Annotated in this window: 16 protein-coding genes and 1 tRNA gene; 4 read left to right on the top strand and 13 right to left on the bottom strand. The window is 64.5% G+C overall.

What is annotated here, in order from left to right:
• Nucleotides 1–5: 5 nt before the first annotated feature.
• The 7 genes from ligA to yajC form a co-directional block, all read right to left on the bottom strand.
• Nucleotides 6–2,000, bottom strand: a complete 1,995-nt coding sequence (ligA, locus tag KTQ36_RS03035; protein WP_425600735.1) for an NAD-dependent DNA ligase LigA — start codon at nucleotides 1,998–2,000, stop codon at nucleotides 6–8.
• A gap of 44 nt (nucleotides 2,001–2,044) precedes the next feature.
• Nucleotides 2,045–2,779, bottom strand: a complete 735-nt coding sequence (locus KTQ36_RS03030; protein ID WP_218632278.1) for a dienelactone hydrolase family protein — start codon at nucleotides 2,777–2,779, stop codon at nucleotides 2,045–2,047.
• The gene (recN, locus tag KTQ36_RS03025; RefSeq protein WP_218632277.1) at nucleotides 2,776–4,428 is read right to left on the bottom strand and encodes a DNA repair protein RecN; all 1,653 of its coding nucleotides are present in this window, start codon (nucleotides 4,426–4,428) and stop codon (nucleotides 2,776–2,778) included. Before recN ends, KTQ36_RS03030 begins: the two co-directional genes overlap by 4 nt.
• A gap of 21 nt (nucleotides 4,429–4,449) precedes the next feature.
• Nucleotides 4,450–5,235 (bottom strand): outer membrane protein assembly factor BamD, encoded by a 786-nt coding sequence (locus KTQ36_RS03020; RefSeq protein ID WP_255554159.1) that lies wholly within the window; start codon nucleotides 5,233–5,235, stop codon nucleotides 4,450–4,452.
• 70 nt (nucleotides 5,236–5,305) lie between these two features.
• Nucleotides 5,306–6,262 carry a protein translocase subunit SecF gene (secF, locus tag KTQ36_RS03015; RefSeq protein ID WP_218632276.1) on the bottom strand — a complete coding sequence of 319 codons (957 nt, stop codon included), beginning with the start codon at nucleotides 6,260–6,262 and terminating at the stop codon, nucleotides 5,306–5,308.
• A 13-nt stretch (nucleotides 6,263–6,275) separates the two neighbouring features.
• Entirely contained in the window at nucleotides 6,276–7,907 is a 1,632-nt protein-coding gene (gene secD / locus KTQ36_RS03010) for a protein translocase subunit SecD (RefSeq protein ID WP_218632275.1), read from the bottom strand.
• 11 nt (nucleotides 7,908–7,918) lie between these two features.
• Complete coding sequence (gene yajC, locus KTQ36_RS03005; protein ID WP_425600734.1) at nucleotides 7,919–8,248, bottom strand: preprotein translocase subunit YajC; 330 nt, start codon at nucleotides 8,246–8,248, stop codon at nucleotides 7,919–7,921.
• 167 nt (nucleotides 8,249–8,415) lie between these two features.
• Here yajC and KTQ36_RS03000 point away from each other — a divergent pair.
• Nucleotides 8,416–8,492: transfer RNA gene (locus tag KTQ36_RS03000), tRNA-Pro, on the top strand.
• A gap of 203 nt (nucleotides 8,493–8,695) precedes the next feature.
• Complete coding sequence (locus tag KTQ36_RS02995) at nucleotides 8,696–9,355, top strand: TIGR02117 family protein (protein ID WP_218632273.1); 660 nt, start codon at nucleotides 8,696–8,698, stop codon at nucleotides 9,353–9,355.
• On the opposite strand, the gene hslU is transcribed toward KTQ36_RS02995, so the two are convergent.
• Genes hslU through KTQ36_RS02965 form a run of 6 tightly spaced genes read right to left on the bottom strand, consistent with a single transcriptional unit; the run spans nucleotide 9,343 to nucleotide 14,046 of the window.
• Nucleotides 9,343–10,659, bottom strand: coding sequence for an ATP-dependent protease ATPase subunit HslU (hslU, locus tag KTQ36_RS02990; RefSeq protein WP_218633795.1), 1,317 nt, complete (start codon nucleotides 10,657–10,659; stop codon nucleotides 9,343–9,345). The two genes, KTQ36_RS02995 and hslU, sit on opposite strands and share 13 nt — an antisense overlap.
• Nucleotides 10,660–10,677: 18 nt before the next feature.
• Nucleotides 10,678–11,214 (bottom strand): ATP-dependent protease subunit HslV, encoded by a 537-nt coding sequence (hslV, locus tag KTQ36_RS02985; protein ID WP_304951361.1) that lies wholly within the window; start codon nucleotides 11,212–11,214, stop codon nucleotides 10,678–10,680.
• Between the two features lie 54 nt (nucleotides 11,215–11,268).
• Nucleotides 11,269–12,018 carry an alpha/beta hydrolase gene (locus tag KTQ36_RS02980; protein ID WP_218632272.1) on the bottom strand — a complete coding sequence of 250 codons (750 nt, stop codon included), beginning with the start codon at nucleotides 12,016–12,018 and terminating at the stop codon, nucleotides 11,269–11,271.
• 7 nt (nucleotides 12,019–12,025) lie between these two features.
• Nucleotides 12,026–12,973 carry an alpha/beta hydrolase gene (locus KTQ36_RS02975; RefSeq protein ID WP_218632271.1) on the bottom strand — a complete coding sequence of 316 codons (948 nt, stop codon included), beginning with the start codon at nucleotides 12,971–12,973 and terminating at the stop codon, nucleotides 12,026–12,028.
• Between the two features lie 53 nt (nucleotides 12,974–13,026).
• Nucleotides 13,027–13,440: a holin family protein gene (locus tag KTQ36_RS02970; RefSeq protein WP_218632270.1), complete on the bottom strand. Its 414-nt coding sequence runs from the start codon at nucleotides 13,438–13,440 to the stop codon at nucleotides 13,027–13,029.
• 12 nt (nucleotides 13,441–13,452) lie between these two features.
• Entirely contained in the window at nucleotides 13,453–14,046 is a 594-nt protein-coding gene (locus tag KTQ36_RS02965) for a glycoside hydrolase family 108 protein (RefSeq protein WP_218632269.1), read from the bottom strand.
• Between the two features lie 104 nt (nucleotides 14,047–14,150).
• On the opposite strand from KTQ36_RS02965, the gene KTQ36_RS02960 reads away from it, so the two are divergent.
• Both KTQ36_RS02960 and KTQ36_RS02955 read left to right on the top strand, forming a co-directional pair.
• Nucleotides 14,151–15,458 carry a M20/M25/M40 family metallo-hydrolase gene (locus tag KTQ36_RS02960; protein WP_218632268.1) on the top strand — a complete coding sequence of 436 codons (1,308 nt, stop codon included), beginning with the start codon at nucleotides 14,151–14,153 and terminating at the stop codon, nucleotides 15,456–15,458.
• A 119-nt stretch (nucleotides 15,459–15,577) separates the two neighbouring features.
• A complete protein-coding gene (locus KTQ36_RS02955) occupies nucleotides 15,578–17,446 on the top strand; it encodes an autotransporter domain-containing protein (protein WP_218632267.1) in 1,869 nt (622 codons plus the stop codon).
• Nucleotides 17,447–17,495 lie beyond the last annotated feature (49 nt).

The following is a 17,495-nucleotide window of genomic DNA, read 5'->3' as shown; positions in this document are numbered from 1 at the left end:
TCCACCTACGACTTTTCCACCTCGGCCAACCACTCTTCCTCAGTCATCACCTGTACGCCTAGCTCCTCGGCCTTCTTGAGCTTCGAGCCTGCGCCCGGCCCCGCGACCAGCAAGTCCGTCTTCTTCGACACCGATCCCGCCGCTTTCGCACCCATGCGTTCGGCCTGCGCCTTGGCTTCGTCGCGTGAGACAGTTTCCAGCTTGCCGGTGAAAACGATGGTCTTGCCGCTCCACGCGGTCTCCTGGACGTCGCTGACATAATCGGCGGGGCGGGCGCGTTCGAGGAGCAGCGCGACTTCCTCGCGGTTATGCTCTTCGTGGAAGAAATCGACGACCGCCTGCGCGACAACCTCGCCGACGCCGTCGACGGCGGAGAGTTGCGCGATGGCGTCTTCGGCTTGCGCGACCTCCATCAGCGGGCCGACATTGGTGAAGGCCTTCATCAGGTCCCTGGCGGTCACCGCGCCGACATGGCGGATGCCGAGCCCGAACAGGAAGCGTCCGGGATCGAACCCGCGCCGCGCGTCGATCGCGGCGAGGAGGTTGTCGACCGACTTTTCCTGCCAGCCTTCCTTGGCGAGCAAGTCGTCCCGATATTCGTGGAGCGTGAAGATGTCGGACGGCTTTTCCAGCCAGCCTAGCTCGAGGAATTCGGCGACCGATTTCTCGCCCAGCCCGTCGATATCCATCGCACTTCGCGACACGAAATGTTTTAGCCGCTCGAACCGTTGCGCGGGACAAATAAGCCCGCCGGTGCAGCGAACGTCGACTTCGCCTTCCTCCGCGACCGCCTCGGACCCGCATTCGGGGCAATGGTCGGGGAAGACGAACGGGTCGCGCTTCTCGTCGCGGGTGAGGTTTTCGACCACTTGCGGGATGACGTCGCCCGCGCGCTGAATCTTGACCCGGTCGCCGGGGCGCACGCCCAGCCGCTCGATCTCATCGCGATTGTGAAGCGTCACGTTGGAGACGATGACGCCGCCCACGCCGACCGGTGCGAGGCGGCCGACGGGGGTCAGCTTGCCGGTACGCCCGACCTGGATGTCGATCGCTTCGAGGATCGTCTCGGCCTGTTCGGCGGGAAACTTGTGCGCCAACGCCCAGCGCGGCGCGCGCGCGACCTTGCCCAGCCGATGCTGCCAGTCGAGCCGGTCGACCTTGTAGACGACACCATCGATATCATAGGGCAGCGCCCCGCGCTCCGAGCCGATGGTGGCGTAGACGTCGAGCGCCTCCTCAACCGTTTCGCAGCGCTTGAAATGGTCGGCGACGGGAAAGCCCAGCTCTTCGAGCCAACGCACCATCGCCTCCTGGGTCGGCTTGGGCTCGGCCGAAATCTCGCCCCAGCCATGCGCGAAAAAGCGCAGCGGCCGCGCGGCGGTCACGCTCGCATCCTTCTGTCGGAACGACCCCGCGGCGGCGTTGCGCGGATTGGCGAAGATCTTGCCCCCCGCCTCCTCCTGTCGTGCGTTCAGCGCCGCAAAGTCGTCCTTCGCCATATAGACCTCACCGCGCACCTCGAGCACGGGCGGCGCGCCCTTTAGAGTCTGTGGGATGTCGGCAATCGTGCGCGCATTGGCGGTGACGTCCTCGCCCACGCTTCCGTCCCCGCGCGTCGCGGCAAGCACCAGCTCGCCATCCTCGTAGCGCAGCGAGCATGAGAGGCCGTCAATCTTGGGCTCGGCCGTCAGCCGCACCGGCTCGTCATCGGACAGCGACAGGAAACGCCGAACGCGCTCCACGAACTCGCGCACCTCGTCATCGGAAAAGCCATTGTCGAGACTGAGCATCTGCACCGCATGGGTGACCTTGCCCAGCGGCGAGGACGGCGTGTGCCCAACCTTTTTCGACGGGCTGTCGTCGCGCACGAGGTGCGGGAAGGCTGCCTCGATTGCCTTGTTCTCGGCCACTAGCGCGTCATACTCCGCGTCCGAGATCTCGGGCGCGTCGCGGTCGTGATAGGCCGCATCATGCTTCGCAATCTCCCGCGCCAGCCGCATCAACCGATTGGCGGCCTCGGCGTCGGAAAGCTGGCCCACGCCCACTAGCGCATCGTCTCCGCAAGCAGGTCGCAGAAGCTGTCCCAGCTGCGCGAGGCGGCGTTGGCGTTGTGCGCGACGCCGTCAATGCCGAGCTTGCTGGCATTGGGGTTCGTGAAGGCGTGGCCGACCCCGCCATAGGCGTGGATCTGCCAGTCGCAGGCGCCCTGTTCGGTCAGCTCCTGCCCCAGCGCGACGACGTCGGCGGGCGGTGCCATCGGGTCGTCCCAGCCGTGGAACACCGCGACCTTGGGCTTGATCTTCTGGGTCGTGAAATTGGGGATTTTGAGCAGGCCGTGGAAGCTTCCCGCGACCTGGAAATCGGCGCCCGAGCGCGCGAGGTCGAGCGTGCACAGCCCGCCGAAGCAAAAGCCCATCACCGCAATCTTGTCGCCATCGAACGCGTCATGCGCTTTTGCGAATTCGAGGATCGCCGCCTGCTGCTTCACATAGCCGCCGCGGTCCTCCATCTTTTCTTCCATCGTCGAGAAGGCCTTCTGCTTGCCCTCGTCCTCGCCGACATCGATACCGATCATGTCGCGTCCGTAAATGTCCGCGACCAGCACCGAATAGCCCAGCTCGACCAGCCGTTCGCCATGCTCTTCCTCGACCTCGCCGCGATTGGCGAAGCTCGGCAGGATCACGACGCCGGGCCGTGCCTGTCCGCTGCCATCGTCCATGACCAGGTGCAGCAGCTCGGTGCCGTCATGCGTGTGGCTGGTTTCGGTGCGGTTGATCATGCTGCCTCCAATAGTTTCGCGGCCTGCGCGCGCGCTTCGTCGGTAATGTCGGTTCCCGATAGCATACGCGCGATTTCCTCGCGTCGTTCCTCATCCGACAGCGCGACCACGTTGGTGCGGGTCACCGTGCCGTCGGAGGATTTGGCGATGCGGAAGTGGTGTTGTGCGCGCGCCGCGACCTGGGGTGAGTGCGTGACGACCAGCACCTGCGCCTTTTCAGCCAGCCGCGCCAGCCGCTCGCCGATCGCGCTCGCCACCGCGCCGCCAACCCCGCGATCGATCTCGTCGAAGATGATCGTGCCCGCGCTCCCGACCTCGGCCAGCGCGACCTTGAGCGCGAGGATGAAGCGCGACAATTCGCCGCCCGAAGCGATCTTGCTCAGCGGTCCGAAGGGCGCACCCGGGTTGGTCGAAATGGTGAAAGACACATGGTCGATCCCCGCCGGCCCCGGCTCGGCATCTTCAATCGCGGTCGCGAACTTCGCCGCATCGAGCTTGAGCGGCACCAGTTCCTCGGCCACCCGCGCATCGAGCCGCAAAGCCGCGCCCTTGCGCGCCTCACGCACCTTCGCCGCTGCCGCGTCGTAGGATTTGCGCGCCTCGGCAATCGCCTTTTCCAGCCCCGCCAGCCGCTCTGCGCCCGTGGAAATCGCTTCCAGCTTCTCGCTCATCTCCGCCAGCAGCTCGGGCAGCTTGTCGGGCTCGACCCGATGCTTGCGCGCCAATCCGCGGATCGCGAACAGCCGCTCCTCCGCCGCATCGAGATCGTCGGGGCTATGCATCAGCTCGCGCCGCGCCTCGACGATCTTCTCTTCCGCCTGATCCGCCTCGATGATCGCGCGGTCGGTCGCGCTCAATGCTTCGGCTAGTCCCGGATGCACGTCAGCAACCCGCTGCAGCCTCCGCGCCGCCTGCCGCATCTGAGACAATGCACCTTCCGCGCCCGACAAAAGCGGATCGAGCGCGTCGAGATCCTCCTCGATCTTCGCCGCGTCCTTCATCCGCTGGCGCATTGTCGCCAGCTCATCCTCTTCACCGACCTGCGGGTCGAGCGATTCGAGCTCGCCCACCGCATGGTCGAGAAATTCTCGGTCGGCCTCGGCAGCCTCGACCTCGGCCTCGACCTCGGAATGGCGCGCGATCGTTGCCGAAAGCGCCTCCCAGGCCCGCGCGACGGGCCCCGTGTCGATCTTGCCGAAGGCATCGAGTAGCGCGCGGTGGCCCTTGGCATCGAGCAGCCCGCGTTCGTCATGCTGGCCATGAACCTCGACCGCCGCTTCGCCAACATCGCGCAGCGTGCGCGCAGGCACCGAGGCCCCCGCCAACCAAGCGCGGCTGCCCCCGTCGGCCTTGACGCGGCGTCGCAGCAGCAAGGGCTCGCCCGGGTCACGGTCGATTTCCTCGTCGTCTAGGATGGCGCAGACCGGATGGTCCGCCGTAATGTCGATTTCCGCACTCGCCTCGGCCTTGTCGGCGCCGCTGCGCACCAGCCCGCTATCGGCGCGACGGCCGAGCGCCAGCCCGAGCGCATCGAGCAGGATCGACTTGCCCGCACCGGTTTCGCCGGTGAGGACGGTCAGGCCATCGGAAAATTCGAGTTCGAGCCGCTCGACGAGGACGACGTCGCGAATGGCGAGCTGTCGCAGCATCGAATGCCCCGTTCCTTCCGCCTAGCTAAGGACGTTGATCCCGTGCTTCTGCATCAGCTCGTAGCTGCGCTCGTACCACTTGGAGCCGGGATAGTTGTGACCCAGCACCGCGGCGGCCTTCTGCGCCTCGGCAGGCACGCCCAGCGCGAGGTAGGATTCGACGAGCCGGTGCAGCGCCTCGGGCGCGTGGGCGGTGGTCTCGTACTGCTCGATCACCTGGCGGAAGCGCATGGTGGCGGCGAGCCATTTGCGCTGCGTCTGGTAGAAGCGGCCGACTTCCATTTCCTTGCCCGCGAGCTGGTCGTTGACGAGGTCGATCTTGATTCGCGCATCCCCGGCGTAGCGGCTGGTCGGATAGCGGCGGATCAGCTCGGCGAAGGCATCGCGCGCGCTGGCCGTGATCGACTGGTCGCGGCTGATGTCCTCGATCTGCTGATAATAGCTCATCGCGATGAGGTAATGCGCATAGGGCGCATCGCTATTGCCCGGATGGATCGACAGGAAGCGCTGCGACGCGGAAATCGCGTCGGTGAAGCTGCGGTCCTGGTAGTGCGCAAAGGCACCCATCAGCATCGCGCGGCGCGCCCATACCGAATAGGGATGCTGTCGCTCAACTTCGTTGAAGAGGTCGGCGGCTTCCTCGTAGCGTCCGCGGTCGAGCCGTTCCTTCGCCAGCGAGTAGAGCGTGTTCACGTCGCGCGCGACGTAGGACTGGTCGAGGCCACTCCCGCCGCCACCGCCACCACAGGCGGCAAGAGCGATCGGAAGCGCGACAATGAGGGCAGTGCGGAGCATCGGGTTCTTCATGGGATCGATCCTTAACGTGACAGCGTGGCTGCGCCAAGCCGCATGAACAGGTGCTGGACGATAACTCTGCTCAGACTACCGCGCCGTCGCCGGTCGGCTTCTTGTCCTCGTCATCGTGGATGAAGCTGTCGGGCGTCACGCCGAGGAAGTCGAGCAAAGGTGCCGAGACGTAGATCGACGAATAAGTCCCGATGAACAGGCCGAGGAAGATCGCGACGGTGAGCCCGAAGATGACTTCGGGGCCGAACACCAGCAGCGCACCGATGGCAAGCAACAGCGCGATCGACGTTGTGATCGTCCGGCTGAGTGTTTCGTTGAGCGACAGGTTGATCAGCGGGACGATGCCCATCTTGCGATACTTGCGCAGATTCTCGCGAATACGGTCGTAGATGACGACCGTGTCGTTGAGCGTGTAGCCGACCACCGTCAGGAAGGCCGCGACGATGTTGAGGTCGACCTGCAACTGGGTGATCGAGAAGAAGGCCAGCAAGAGCCCGATGTCGTGGAAAAGCGTCGCCAGCGCGCCGACGCCGAACTGCCATTCGAAGCGGAACCAGATGTAGGTCGCGATGCCGATCATCGCGAAGATCAGGCTCATCGCGCCGTCCTGCGCCAGCTCCTGGCTGACATTGCCCGAGACCGATTGCGCGTTGCCGACGTCGACGCCGGGATATTCGCTTTCCAGCATGGTTCGGACTTCGGTGACAACGCGGTTGGCCGCGGCCTCTTCGCCGTTGGGGACCGGCAGGCGAATCTGGAAGGTGGTGGGCGAGCCGAATTCCTGGATCGACGCATCGCCCGCACCAAGGCTGCCGACTTGCGCGCGCAGGACATCGATTTCGACCGGCTCTTCGAATTCGGCGACGATGGTTTGCCCGCCGACGAAGTCGATGCCCAAGTTGAGCCCCTTGATCGCGGTCAGCGCATAGCCGGCGATCGCAAGCGCCATCGTGATCGCGATCGCGATCTTGCGAAAACGCATGAAGTCGATGTTCGTATTGTCGGGAACGAGTTTGAGGAGTTTCATCGGTAGTCGTTCCTTAAATCGTCAGCTGCTTGGGGCGCTTCTTGCGCGCCCACAGCGCCACCAGCATGCGGGTGAAGTTCACCGCGGTGTAGACCGAGGTGATGATGCCGATCAGCAGCACGACGGCGAACCCCCGAATGGGGCCCGAGCCGAAGTAGAGCATGATCACCGCAGCGATGGTGTTGGTGATGTTGGCGTCGAAAATGGCGGTCGAAGCCTCGCGATAGCCGGTCTCGATCGCGTCGAGCGTCTTGCGCCCGCGCCGCTGTTCCTCGCGGATGCGCTCGTTGATCAGCACGTTGGCGTCGACCGCCGCACCGATGGTGAGTACGAAGCCGGCGATGCCGGGCAGCGTGAGGGTGGCGTTGAAGACGGCCATGATGCCGAGGATCAGGAAGCCGTTGGTGACCAGCGCCGCGTTGGCATAGAGGCCGAAGCGACCATAAGTCATCATCATGTAGATGAGCACTGCGAGCGTCGCGACAATCGAGGCGAGCACGCCCTTCTCGATTGAATCGCGGCCGAGGTCGGACGAAATCGTATATTCCTGGATCACGTCGAGCTTCACCGGCAGCTTGCCCGAGGACAAGGCGATGGCGAGGCTGTTGGCGCTTTCGACCGTGAAGTTACCGTAGATTTGCGCCTGCCCGCCCAGGATCGGTTCGTTGATATTGGGCGCCGAGAGCACGGTGCCGTCGAGCACCATCGCGAAGGGGCGACCGGTATTTTCCTGCGTCACGCGTCCGAAGGCACGGCTACCCTGGCTATTAAAGCTGATCGAGACGACGGGGAGCCCGTCTTCGTTGAAGCTCTGCTGTGCATCATTGAGCTGCTCGCCCGACACGATGACGCGGCGTTTGAGCGCGATCATGTTGGTGCCGTCCGCGGTCACGCCCGTGTAGGGAAAGCCGATGCCGTCGGGATAGGGCACCAATTCGCTACCCGCGGGCGCGATGCCCTGCGCGATCAGCGAGGGGTCGGCGGCGGTGTCGACCAGCTTGAACTCCAAACGCGCGGTCTGACCGATCAAATCCTTCAGAGCTTCCGGGTCTTCGACGCCCGGCACCATGACCTCGATCCGGTCCTGGCCCGAGGTGCGGACGGTGATTTCCTTGGTGCCCGACGGGTCGATACGGCGACGCACGACGTCGCGCGCCACCGTCACCGCGTCGGCAAGCGCGCCTTGGGCGCCCTCGGCAGTCGGCGAAACGACGACGCGGGTCGAATCGACCACGCTGACGTCCCAGTCGCGGCGACCGGTCAGCCCGACCGGCTGGGTCACGGTGCGCATCGTCTCGACCGCGGCATCGACCTGCGAGGGGTCGCGGACCATGAATGACACGCGGCCGCCAGTGGTCGAGATTTCCCCGATGCGGATGCGCGGATTGGCGCGGCGCATTTCGGTCTGGATCGTGTCTTCCATCGCCTGGAGACGCTGCTTTTCGGCATCGTCCGCGTCGGCTTCGAGCAGCAGGTAAGAACCACCCGCAAGGTCGAGGCCGAGCGAGATCCGCTCCTGCGGCAGGACGGAGGGCCAGATCTCGGCCTGGCGCTCTTCGGACATCAGGCTGGGAATCGACAGCAGGATCCCGAACAGGATGATCCCCCAGATCGACAGCACCTTCCAGCGGGGAAAGTCGAGCATCGCTAGGCTTCCTAGTCGTTCGCGGGCTTGGTGCCCGGCTTGATCACGGTCGAGATCATGCCCTTAACCGCCTTGACGCGCATGCCCTGCGCCAGCTCGAGCTCGACCTCGTCGTCGGAAACCTTGGTCACCTTGCCGATCAGCCCGCCGCCAGTGACGACCTTGTCGCCTTTCTTGATCGCGGCGATTTCGGCCTGGTGCTCCTTCATCCTCTTCTGCTGCGGACGGATCAGCAGGAACCAGAAGATGATGAAGATCAGCAGCAGCGGCATGATCTGGATCAGGAACGATCCGCCTGCGCTCGGCTGTGCGGCGGCAAGGATGAGGTTGGTCATGAAAATCCCGTCTTCAGGGTCGGCGCGCGCCGGGGGCGCAGCCGTCGTTAGAAAAAGATGGGAGCGCCTATCACGCCGCCCCCTACGCTTACAAGCATCTGGTGCTTGCATGGGACGTGTTCAATGGCTAGAGGCGCACTCGCATCAGGGCCACCCATAAGGTCCCGATGGGTCGGGGAGTAGCGCAGCCTGGTAGCGCATCACACTGGGGGTGTGGGGGTCGCAGGTTCGAATCCTGTCTCCCCGACCATTTTTCCAAGCAGCCTGAAATGCAATCGTGCGGGGCACGATTGCGGCTGATTGGAAAAATGGTCGCCGACGGATGTCGTGTGGGGCTGCACGATGCAGCTTCGCGAAAAAATTGTCGCCTACGGGCGACCTAGCTGACAAGGTCGGCGGATGGCGAAGCGTCGACGCAAACGCAAAACCAAGCGGCCCTGGCTCAGACGAGCCTTGCTGCTCATTTTCGCGCTGCCCGCGCTCTATCTGACCGCGGCGCTGCTCGGCGCACTCGTTCCGGTCAATAGCGATTGGGAAGAGCCAGAAGTCGGCATTCCGGTCTATATCAGCTCGAACGGCGTCCATCTCGACTTCGTCATGCCCGCCGATGCGGCCGGGCTGAGCTGGCGCGAAGACTTTCCGGGTAGCCATTTCGGCGACCCCAACTGGCCTAACGCTGCGTGGGTCATGATCGGCGCGGGCGACCGTGGCATCTATCTCGACACGCCGACCTGGTCGGATCTCGAACTCGACACGGCGGTGACCTCGATGATTGCTGGCGAGCGCATCATGCATGTCCAGTGGGTCGCGGACCCCGTATATTATGCAACGGCTAAGCTGACCCTGCGCCCCGAGGAATATCGACGCCTCTACGCCGCCATACGCGCCGATTTCGATCTCGGCGAGGGACGCAGGCCGCAGCGCATCGACCATCCCGGATATTGGGACAGCGACGCCTTCTACGAAGGGCTAGGCAACTTCAACGCGGTGCGGACATGCAACCAGTGGGTCAACGCCAAGCTTCGGATTGCCGGGGTGAAGGCGAGCCTGTGGACGCCCTTTGCGACAGGCCTCACCTGGCGCCACCCCTTGCCCGACGATCAGAGCACGTAGCGGCTGAGGTCGGCATTCTTGGCGATGCCCGACAACTGCTCCTCGACGAACTTGGCGTCGATGGTCACCGTCTGGCCCGAGCGCTCCTCGGCATCGAAGCTGATGTCTTCGAGCAACTTCTCCATCACCGTCTGCAGGCGGCGGGCACCGATATTCTCGACCGCCTCGTTCACATCCGCCGCAATCCGCGCGAGCGCCTGAATTCCGTCGTCAGTGAAATTCACCGTGACGCCCTCGGTCTTCAAGAGCTCCTGATATTGCTCGGTCAACGAGGCGCGCGTTGCCTTCAGGATGGCTTCGAAGTCCTCCTGCGTCAGCGCTTTCAACTCGACACGGATCGGAAGACGCCCCTGTAGCTCGGGAAGCATGTCGCTGGGCTTGGCCACATGGAACGCGCCCGAGGCGATGAACAGGATATGGTCGGTCTTGAGCGGCCCGTATTTGGTCGACACGGTCGTGCCCTCGATTAGCGGGAGAAGGTCGCGCTGCACGCCTTCGCGGCTGACCGAACCACCGCGCACGTCGCTGACCGCGATCTTGTCGATTTCATCGAGGAAGACGATGCCGTTGGCCTCCGCATCCTCGAGCGCGGTGCGGTTGACGTCGTCGAGGTCGAGCCGCTTGTCGGCTTCTTCCTCCACCAGCTTCTCGTAGGCTGCCTTCACCTTGAGCTTGCGCCGTTTTTTGGGCGCGCCCTGGCCGAACGCCTTGCCCATCATGTCGGACAGGTTGATCATTCCGACCTGCCCGCCGCCGCCCGGCATTTCGAACGGCATGGACGGCTGGTCGGCGACCTCGATCTCGACCTCGGTCTCGTCGAGGCTGCCTTCGTCGAGGCGTTTCAAGAAGCTCTGGCGCGTGGCCTCGCTCGACCCCTTGCCCACCAGCGCATCCAAGAGACGCTCGATCGCCGCATCCTGCGCGGCTTCCTTGACCTGTTCGCGGCGGCGGTCGCGTTCGAGCCGTACCGCTTCCTCGACAAGATCGCGCACGATCTGTTCAACGTCGCGCCCGACATAGCCGACCTCGGTAAACTTGGTCGCTTCGACCTTGACGAAGGGCGCATCGGCGAGCTTCGCCAGCCGACGCGAGATCTCGGTCTTGCCGCAGCCGGTCGGCCCGATCATCAGGATGTTTTTGGGCGTGACCTCGGCCTTGAGCTCATCCGAAAGCTGCTGGCGCCGCCAGCGATTGCGCAGCGCCACGGCCACAGCCTTCTTCGCGTCGTGTTGGCCGATAATATGCTCGTCGAGCGCGGCGACGATAGCCTTGGGGGTCAGCGGATCGCTGCCCGCCGGTTTCATGGTGAAATTCTGGTCCACTTAAACAGTCTCGATGGTCAAATTGCCGTTGGTGAATACGCACACGTCGGCGGCGATCTTCATCGCGCGCTTCGCGAGCACTTCGGGGTCGTTTTCATAGTCGGCGAGCGCGCGCGCCGCAGCGAGCGCATAGTTGCCGCCCGAACCGATCGCGGTGATCCCGCCTTCGGGCTCGAGCACGTCGCCATTGCCGGTGATGACGAGCATCGTGTCTTCATCGGCGACGATCATCATCGCCTCGAGGTTGCGCAGATACTTGTCGGTCCGCCAGTCCTTAGCGAGCTCGACCGCCGCGCGCATCAGCTTGTTGTTCGAAGCCTCGAGCTTCTTCTCCAGCCGCTCGAACAGCGTGAAGGCGTCCGCGGTCGCGCCGGCGAACCCGCCGATGACCTTGCCTTCGCTGCCGATGCGCCGGACCTTTGTCGCGTTGGGCTTGATGACGGTATTGCCAAGGCTCACCTGCCCATCACCCGCGATGACGGTCTTGCCGTCTTTCTTGACGCCGAGGATCGTGGTGCCGTGATATTGTTCCAACATGCTCTCCGCTCTTCGTTGCGGGAGATGTGGGGAGCGGGGTCGCCCCATGCAAGCCTAGGGGCAGCCCGGACTTCCGAACGGGCGCGCGGGATCGAGAAAACTGTCGAGCGCCTCGCCGAGCGCAGCGGGATCGACGACGTGCCCTGCACCATAAGGCAGGAAACGAACGTCGCGCCCAAGCCGCTCGACGGCGGGACATACCCGTCCGGCGCCGTGCGAAAAGGGAATGATCGCGTCCTCGGTCCCGTGCGCGATCATGAAGCGCTGCTCGGCATCGCCGCGTGTGCGCAGGATGCCGCCGGGCGCGAACGCGATGACCAGCGGATAGTCTGCCGGACGCGCGGCACCGAGCGAGAGGGCCATGGTCGCACCGTCCGAGAAGCCGAATAGAGCGATCCGTGAGCGGTCGATCGCACCGTGAGCGGAGAGCGCTTCGACTGCGTTCGCGATCTGTTTTGCATCACCGCCCGGCAATCGTCCGGGCGAGCGCGTCGACTGGCTTGAGAAGGCGCGCAGCGCGTCCCAGGTCTGGCCGCGCGACTTGGGCGCGACCAGCGCGATCCCCCGGCGAGAAGCTTCCCCGACCACGCCGGCAAGTGCGGTGGCAGCATTGCCGCCCCGCCCGTGAAGCACGATCATCACCGGAGCAGGGGCGCCGCTCGGATCGGGATCGGGCAGATAGCCGATCGCATCCTTGTCGAGCATGACGAAACGCCCGCCATGCGCCTCGAGCGTGACCATCGGCTGCGCCATCGCGGGCACAGCCAACAGGCAGGCGATCAAGCAGAATAGCACCCTCGTCATGGGGCGATCATGCCAGCTTGGCGTTCAACCAGTCCACCAGGTTTTCGACGATCGGATAGCGGGTGAAGAGCGGGCTGAACGCCTTGACCGGGTCGCTATGGGTCGCGCCGCGATAAAGCTTGAGGTCGACTTCGGCCCCTGCATCCTCGAGCGCTTGCGCCAATTGCTGCGAATTGCGCGCGCGCACGGTGATGTCGGCCGTGCCGGTCTGCAGCAGGATCGGAGGCGCGTCGGCGCGGGCGAAATTGATCGGCTGCGTGTCGGTATGCGGCTCGTGATCGCCGAATGCCTTGATCGCACGCGGGTCGATGAAGGGATAGAAATTGGTCGGGGTCGAAAGCAGCGCTGCGGCCTTGATGATCGCCGGGTCGAGCCCCTCCCCTTCGAGATAGCGCGGATCGAGCGCGAGCAGCGCGGCGAGGTGACCGCCCGCGCTGTGACCAGCGATCGCGATCTTGTCGGGATCGCCGCCAAAGGTCGTGATATTCTCGCTCACCCATTTGAGCGCTTGCGCGCCGTCATGGATGAAGTCTGGAAAACGTGCGTGCGGAGCGAGCCGGTAGTCGGGCATCACCGAAAGGAAACCGCGCTGCGCTAGCGCTCGTCCGACATAGCCGAACTCGCCGCGCTCGCCGACGACCCAGCCCCCGCCGTAGAAGAAGATGACGACCTTGAGCGGGTCGTGGCCAGGCTTCTTGGGCGCCCAAAGGTCGAGCCGCTGGCGCGGATCATCGCCGTAGGGAATGCCGCGTGCGAGGCAGCGCACGTCCTTGTCGCCCTTCACCCGCGATGCCGCATCGAGCATGGCCACGGGCGAAAGGCCGACCCGGCCGAGTGCCCATAGGCTCATCTCGCCCGCCAGCATGGCGCGCCTCTTGTAACGCCGGAGTCGGCGCTTGAGCTTGTGGTCGATGGCGGCAAGCCTGGAGATGGTCGCGTCCTTTCCTGCCGCCATTCAACCCAGTTTCGTTTCGCAATGCAACATCGACGTGCTGCAGATGCGAGCAATTACCGCTCCACGCCCTTGACCTTACCCCAGGTCCGGGCTGCCGTGTAGCCTAGATAGCCGGTACCGAAGAGCGCGTAGAGCTCCTCGGGCAAGGCGCGAAGATAGTGCGTCATGCCTTCACCGATCGCGCGAGCCGTGGCCGGGTCGGCGACGCTAATCATCCCCATCGGGATCGAGAAGAGGATTAGCGTGTACATAACGTACATGAAGCTCGGCCGTGCGCGACTGGTCCACGGATCGACCGACTGCGCCTCGGCGATGATAGCCTTCATCTGCACTTCGATCGTCTGCAGGTCCTGCGTTCGCTGCAACCTGAGCAGCTCCCGCTGCGCCTGTTCGCGCGCGCGCTTGTCCGGAATAATCTTGTCGAGCAGTTTCGACACCGGTCCGATAATGCTTTCAATCAACCCCATCGTCATTCTCCCCTAGTCCGCCTGTCCCAACCGGTTCGCGAGCCAGCCGTATAGAAAGGCCTCGTTCGCCGGCCGCCGTTCGGCGAGCCGCAAGTAGCGTTCGCCCTGCAGCGCCTCGAGCGCGCGCAGCAGCACGCGCTCACCGCCGCGATCGCCCCGCACCGCGCGATACTCGTCGAGCGCGTTGAGCGTCTTGGGACCGACCCGCCCGTCAGGGACCAAATCGGCATAATCGTCCTCGTTGCGATTGAGCGCGTTGAGCGCGCGCTGCAGGAAGGTGGTCGCCACCGCAGGACCCATGTTGACGCCGGTATCGAACAGCTCGGCAGCAATCATCGGCATGCGCCGCGCCACCCGGTCATATCCGGGACGCAGCCAGTATAGTCGGCGGTAGATGTCGAGCGCCTCGGCGCGTGGCAGGTCGCGCATGTCGCCATGGTAGCCCTGCGCCCGCGCCACCTCCTGCGTGATTCCGAAATTGGTCGGGCCGCCGCGATCGGCGGGATGGTTCACATATCCCCCTTCGCGTTCAAGCAGCGCTTCGAGCAAACCGGTCGCGAGCGTGTCCGCGCTCTCTCCCGATGCGTAAATTTGTGGTCTTGCCATGCATCCTCCTTCCCGAGTCGCACGTTTACCAACCTATTTGGCACATTGTAGGACAGGGTGTTTATCCAATTGCTCTTGCCTGCTGCCCTGACTAGGCTCTCGCCATGATCCGTCCCCTGCTCACGCTCGCCATTGCCTTTGCGCTTCCGGCTTCTGCCGTCGCGCAATTGTCGCCTACCGAACGATCGATGGTCGAGGCGGTCGATGCGCAGCAGTCCGACGCGCTTTCGCTGCTCGCCAATCTCGTCAACCGGAACAGCGGGACGATGAACCATGACGGGGTGCGCGAGGTCGGAGCGTTGGTCGGGAAGAAATTCGATGCGCTGGGCTTCGATACCGAATGGGTCGAGGTGCCGGGCACGGACCGCGCCGGCCACCTGATCGCCCGCCATCGCGGCGACGGTACCGGCAAGCGCATCCTCCTGATCGGCCATGTCGACACGGTGTTCGAACCCGACAGCGACTTCCAGACCTACACCCAGGAAGGTCAAAACGCATACGGCCCCGGGGTCGGCGACAATAAGGGCGGGGTCGTCGTCATGCTCACGGCGCTGCGAGCCATGCGCGACGCGGGAACGCTCGACGGGGCTGATATTATTGCCGTGATCACCGGCGACGAAGAAGATAGCGGCTCGCCACTCGAACTGTCCCGCGCGCACTTGATCGACGCTGCCGAAGAGAGCGACATTGCCCTTGACTATGAGGGTCTCGTCACGCTCGACGGGCGCGACATGGGGTCGATCGCGCGCCGCTCCTTCGGCAGCTACACCATCCGCGTCGAGGCCAGGAGCGGGCACAGTTCGGGCGTCTTCTCCGACGGGCTAGGTTATGGCGCGATCTACGAGGCCGCGCGCATCGTCGACGATTTCCGCGAGAAGCTACGCTACGGCGAGGAGCGGTTGACCTACAATATCGGGCTGATTGCGGGCGGCGAAGAGACGACCATCGATGACGACCTCATCCGCACGACCGCGCGCGGCAAGACCAATATCGTCGCCCCCGCGGCGATCCTGCGCGGCGAATTGCGTGCCATGACCCGCCAGCAGATCGCGCGCACCCAGGCGGCCATGCGCGCCATTGTCGCCGAGAATTTGCCGGGCACCAGCGCGACCATCGAGTTCGACGAAGCCTATCCGCCAATGCCCCCTACCGAGGGCAACGCCGCGCTGCTCTCCGCGCTCAACGTGGTCAATCGCGACATGGGGCTCCCGGAAATGGAAGCGCTTGACCCCTCGCGCCGCGGCGCCGCCGACATCAGCTACGTCGCGCACCTGATCGACGGCATCAACGGGCTCGGCCCGGTCGTTTATGGCAGCCACAGCCCCGACGAGCGCGTCGACATCCCGTCGGTCTGGCGGCAGGCCAAGCGCGCCGCCATCCTGATGAGCAGGCTTGCAGCAACGCCACGCTGACGGGAAAATCGACCCCCTGTTGCCTTACTGACACTTGTGTTGCTTTGTCGCCCGCGCCATGAAGTTCGTGCACAGTTTCACTGGGGGGCCGTACCCCTCGTGCATGGAGAGGAAATTTCATGACCAAGACCCGCCTTCTTTCGGCGAGCCTCCTTGCGGGCGCCGCCCTCATCGCGCCTCAGGCCGCCAGCGCGCAGGAAATCACCCGCGTCGTCTCCTTCGGCGACAGCACGGTCGATACCGGCAACGCGCTGGCCATCGTCGATGCGACAGTCGGCCTGCCGCCGAGCGCTGCCGCCGTCTATCCCACCGGCCGTTTCTCGGGCGGCCTGTCGATCGCCGATACGCTCGCCGAAGAGCTCAACGCCTCGCTCGACGATTTTGCGATCGGCGGTGCGCTGACCGACAACAGCAACACCAATGCGGGTCTGCCGGGCTTCGCGACCCAATACAGCCTGTTCCTCAATGGCGGCGCCGGCTTCCCGATCCCGGGGATCTTCCCGAGCGTCAGCGGCACGTTTGAATCCGACGATCTGGTCCTGCTCTCGCTGGGCGGCAATGACGGGCGCATCTACCAGCAGACCGGCGGCGACGTCGCGGGTGCGGCCGTGGCCGGTGCCACGTCGGCTGCGCAGGCTTCGTTCGGCCTCAACACGCTGATCCAGGCCGGAGCGCAGAACATCTCCTACATCGCGATCGACACGTCGACCGCGCCCGAAGTCGCGTTCCAGCCCGATCCGGCCAACGCTGCTGCGGTCCGCTCGGCCTTCGCGTCTTCCTATAACGCAGGCATCCAGACCACGCTCGCGGGCTTCGCAGCGAATGGCGTGATGGTTCACTATCTCGACGGTAACCAGGTGGTGGAAAACATCCTCGCCAACCCCGAATTCGGGATCGGCGAGTTCGCCTGCCCCTTGTTCGTGGTCGACACGGCCTGCGTGGTCGATAGCAGCAATTACGTCATCTATGGCGACGCGCTGCACCCGACGACGGCCACCAACCGCGTCATCGCCGAATATATCGCTGCGCAGCTCAATGCTCCGCTGACGATCGACGGCAATGCGATGATGGCGATGGACAATGCGCGCCACTTCGGTCGCACGCTGACCGCCCGCATCGATGGCACCGCCCCGCGCGACGGTGACATGGCCGAGGGCTTCAAGATCTACGCCGGTGGCGACTATTCGAGCCGCGGTGTCACGGGCACCATGTGGCAGAATACGTTCGACACTTCGGCCTTCGGCATCCATGGCGGTGTCGAGGTCGGCGTCGGCAACTTCGTCGTCGGCGGGATGGCCCGCTACGCAATGCCCAAGTTCGACTATGGTAACCGCACTGCCGAGGGCGAAGCGACCAGCATCGAAGTCGGCGGCTACGCGGCCTACGCGCTCGGCCCGATCTACCTTCAGGGTTATGTCGGCGCAGGCTGGGACGATCACGAGATCGAGCGCGCAGGCGTGCGCAACATCGACGCACTCTCGCGTTCGGCAGAGTTTGACGGCGACCACTTCGTCTACGGCGGCAAGATCGGCTACCTGCTCAATGCAGGCATCTTCCGGGTCGGGCCGAGCATCGCCTACGACTATGCCAAGGTCGATCTCGACGGCTACACCGAAAGCGGCGATGCGGCACTCAACCTTAACGTCGACCCGATCGATTTCTCCTCGGGCCGCGGCTCGCTTGGCATCGACATGCGCGGCGACTTTGACAATTGGGGCATCCAGGTCCGTCCGCACGCGCGCTTCGCGTTCGAGAAGAACATGGGCGACAGCATGCGCATGTACCGCTTCTCGCAGACCACGAGCCCGGGCATCGTCAATAGCTGGAACCTCGGCGAAGAAGATGATGGCCTCTACGGTCGCCTTTCCGGTGGCTTCTCGGCACAGCTCTTCTCGAGCGTGCGTCTCGACACTGCCGTGTCGATGACCTTCGAAAAGGATGACGGCAACGAAACCGGCGCGAGCGTTTCGCTCAACGTCGGCTTCTAATCCGTCACCCCACATGCGGGGGCAGGAGGGGCGGTGCGGCGACGCATCG

The organism is Sphingomicrobium clamense, from assembly GCF_019264355.1.
GTDB classification, from domain to species: Bacteria; Pseudomonadota; Alphaproteobacteria; order Sphingomonadales; family Sphingomonadaceae; genus Sphingomicrobium; species Sphingomicrobium clamense.
Note: the sequence above shows the minus strand (reverse complement) of the source record. Positions and strands in the feature narration are given on the sequence as shown.

Excerpts from the sequence above, each read along its gene's own strand:
- hslU (WP_218633795.1), bottom strand. The coding sequence starts at position 10,659 with ATGAAACCGGCGGGCAGCGATCCGCTGACCCCCAAGGCTATCGTCGCC.
- KTQ36_RS02960 (WP_218632268.1), top strand. The coding sequence starts at position 14,151 with ATGATCCGTCCCCTGCTCACGCTCGCCATTGCCTTTGCGCTTCCGGCT.
- hslV (WP_304951361.1), bottom strand. The coding sequence starts at position 11,214 with ATGTTGGAACAATATCACGGCACCACGATCCTCGGCGTCAAGAAAGAC.
- KTQ36_RS02965 (WP_218632269.1), bottom strand. The coding sequence starts at position 14,046 with ATGGCAAGACCACAAATTTACGCATCGGGAGAGAGCGCGGACACGCTC.
- KTQ36_RS02975 (WP_218632271.1), bottom strand. The coding sequence starts at position 12,973 with ATGGCGGCAGGAAAGGACGCGACCATCTCCAGGCTTGCCGCCATCGAC.
- KTQ36_RS02980 (WP_218632272.1), bottom strand. The coding sequence starts at position 12,018 with ATGACGAGGGTGCTATTCTGCTTGATCGCCTGCCTGTTGGCTGTGCCC.
- secD (WP_218632275.1), bottom strand. The coding sequence starts at position 7,907 with ATGCTCGACTTTCCCCGCTGGAAGGTGCTGTCGATCTGGGGGATCATC.
- recN (WP_218632277.1), bottom strand. The coding sequence starts at position 4,428 with ATGCTGCGACAGCTCGCCATTCGCGACGTCGTCCTCGTCGAGCGGCTC.
- secF (WP_218632276.1), bottom strand. The coding sequence starts at position 6,262 with ATGAAACTCCTCAAACTCGTTCCCGACAATACGAACATCGACTTCATG.
- ligA (WP_425600735.1), bottom strand. The coding sequence starts at position 2,000 with ATGCGGCTGGCGCGGGAGATTGCGAAGCATGATGCGGCCTATCACGAC.
- KTQ36_RS02955 (WP_218632267.1), top strand. The coding sequence starts at position 15,578 with ATGACCAAGACCCGCCTTCTTTCGGCGAGCCTCCTTGCGGGCGCCGCC.
- KTQ36_RS03030 (WP_218632278.1), bottom strand. The coding sequence starts at position 2,779 with ATGATCAACCGCACCGAAACCAGCCACACGCATGACGGCACCGAGCTG.
- KTQ36_RS03020 (WP_255554159.1), bottom strand. The coding sequence starts at position 5,235 with ATGAAGAACCCGATGCTCCGCACTGCCCTCATTGTCGCGCTTCCGATC.
- KTQ36_RS02970 (WP_218632270.1), bottom strand. The coding sequence starts at position 13,440 with ATGGGGTTGATTGAAAGCATTATCGGACCGGTGTCGAAACTGCTCGAC.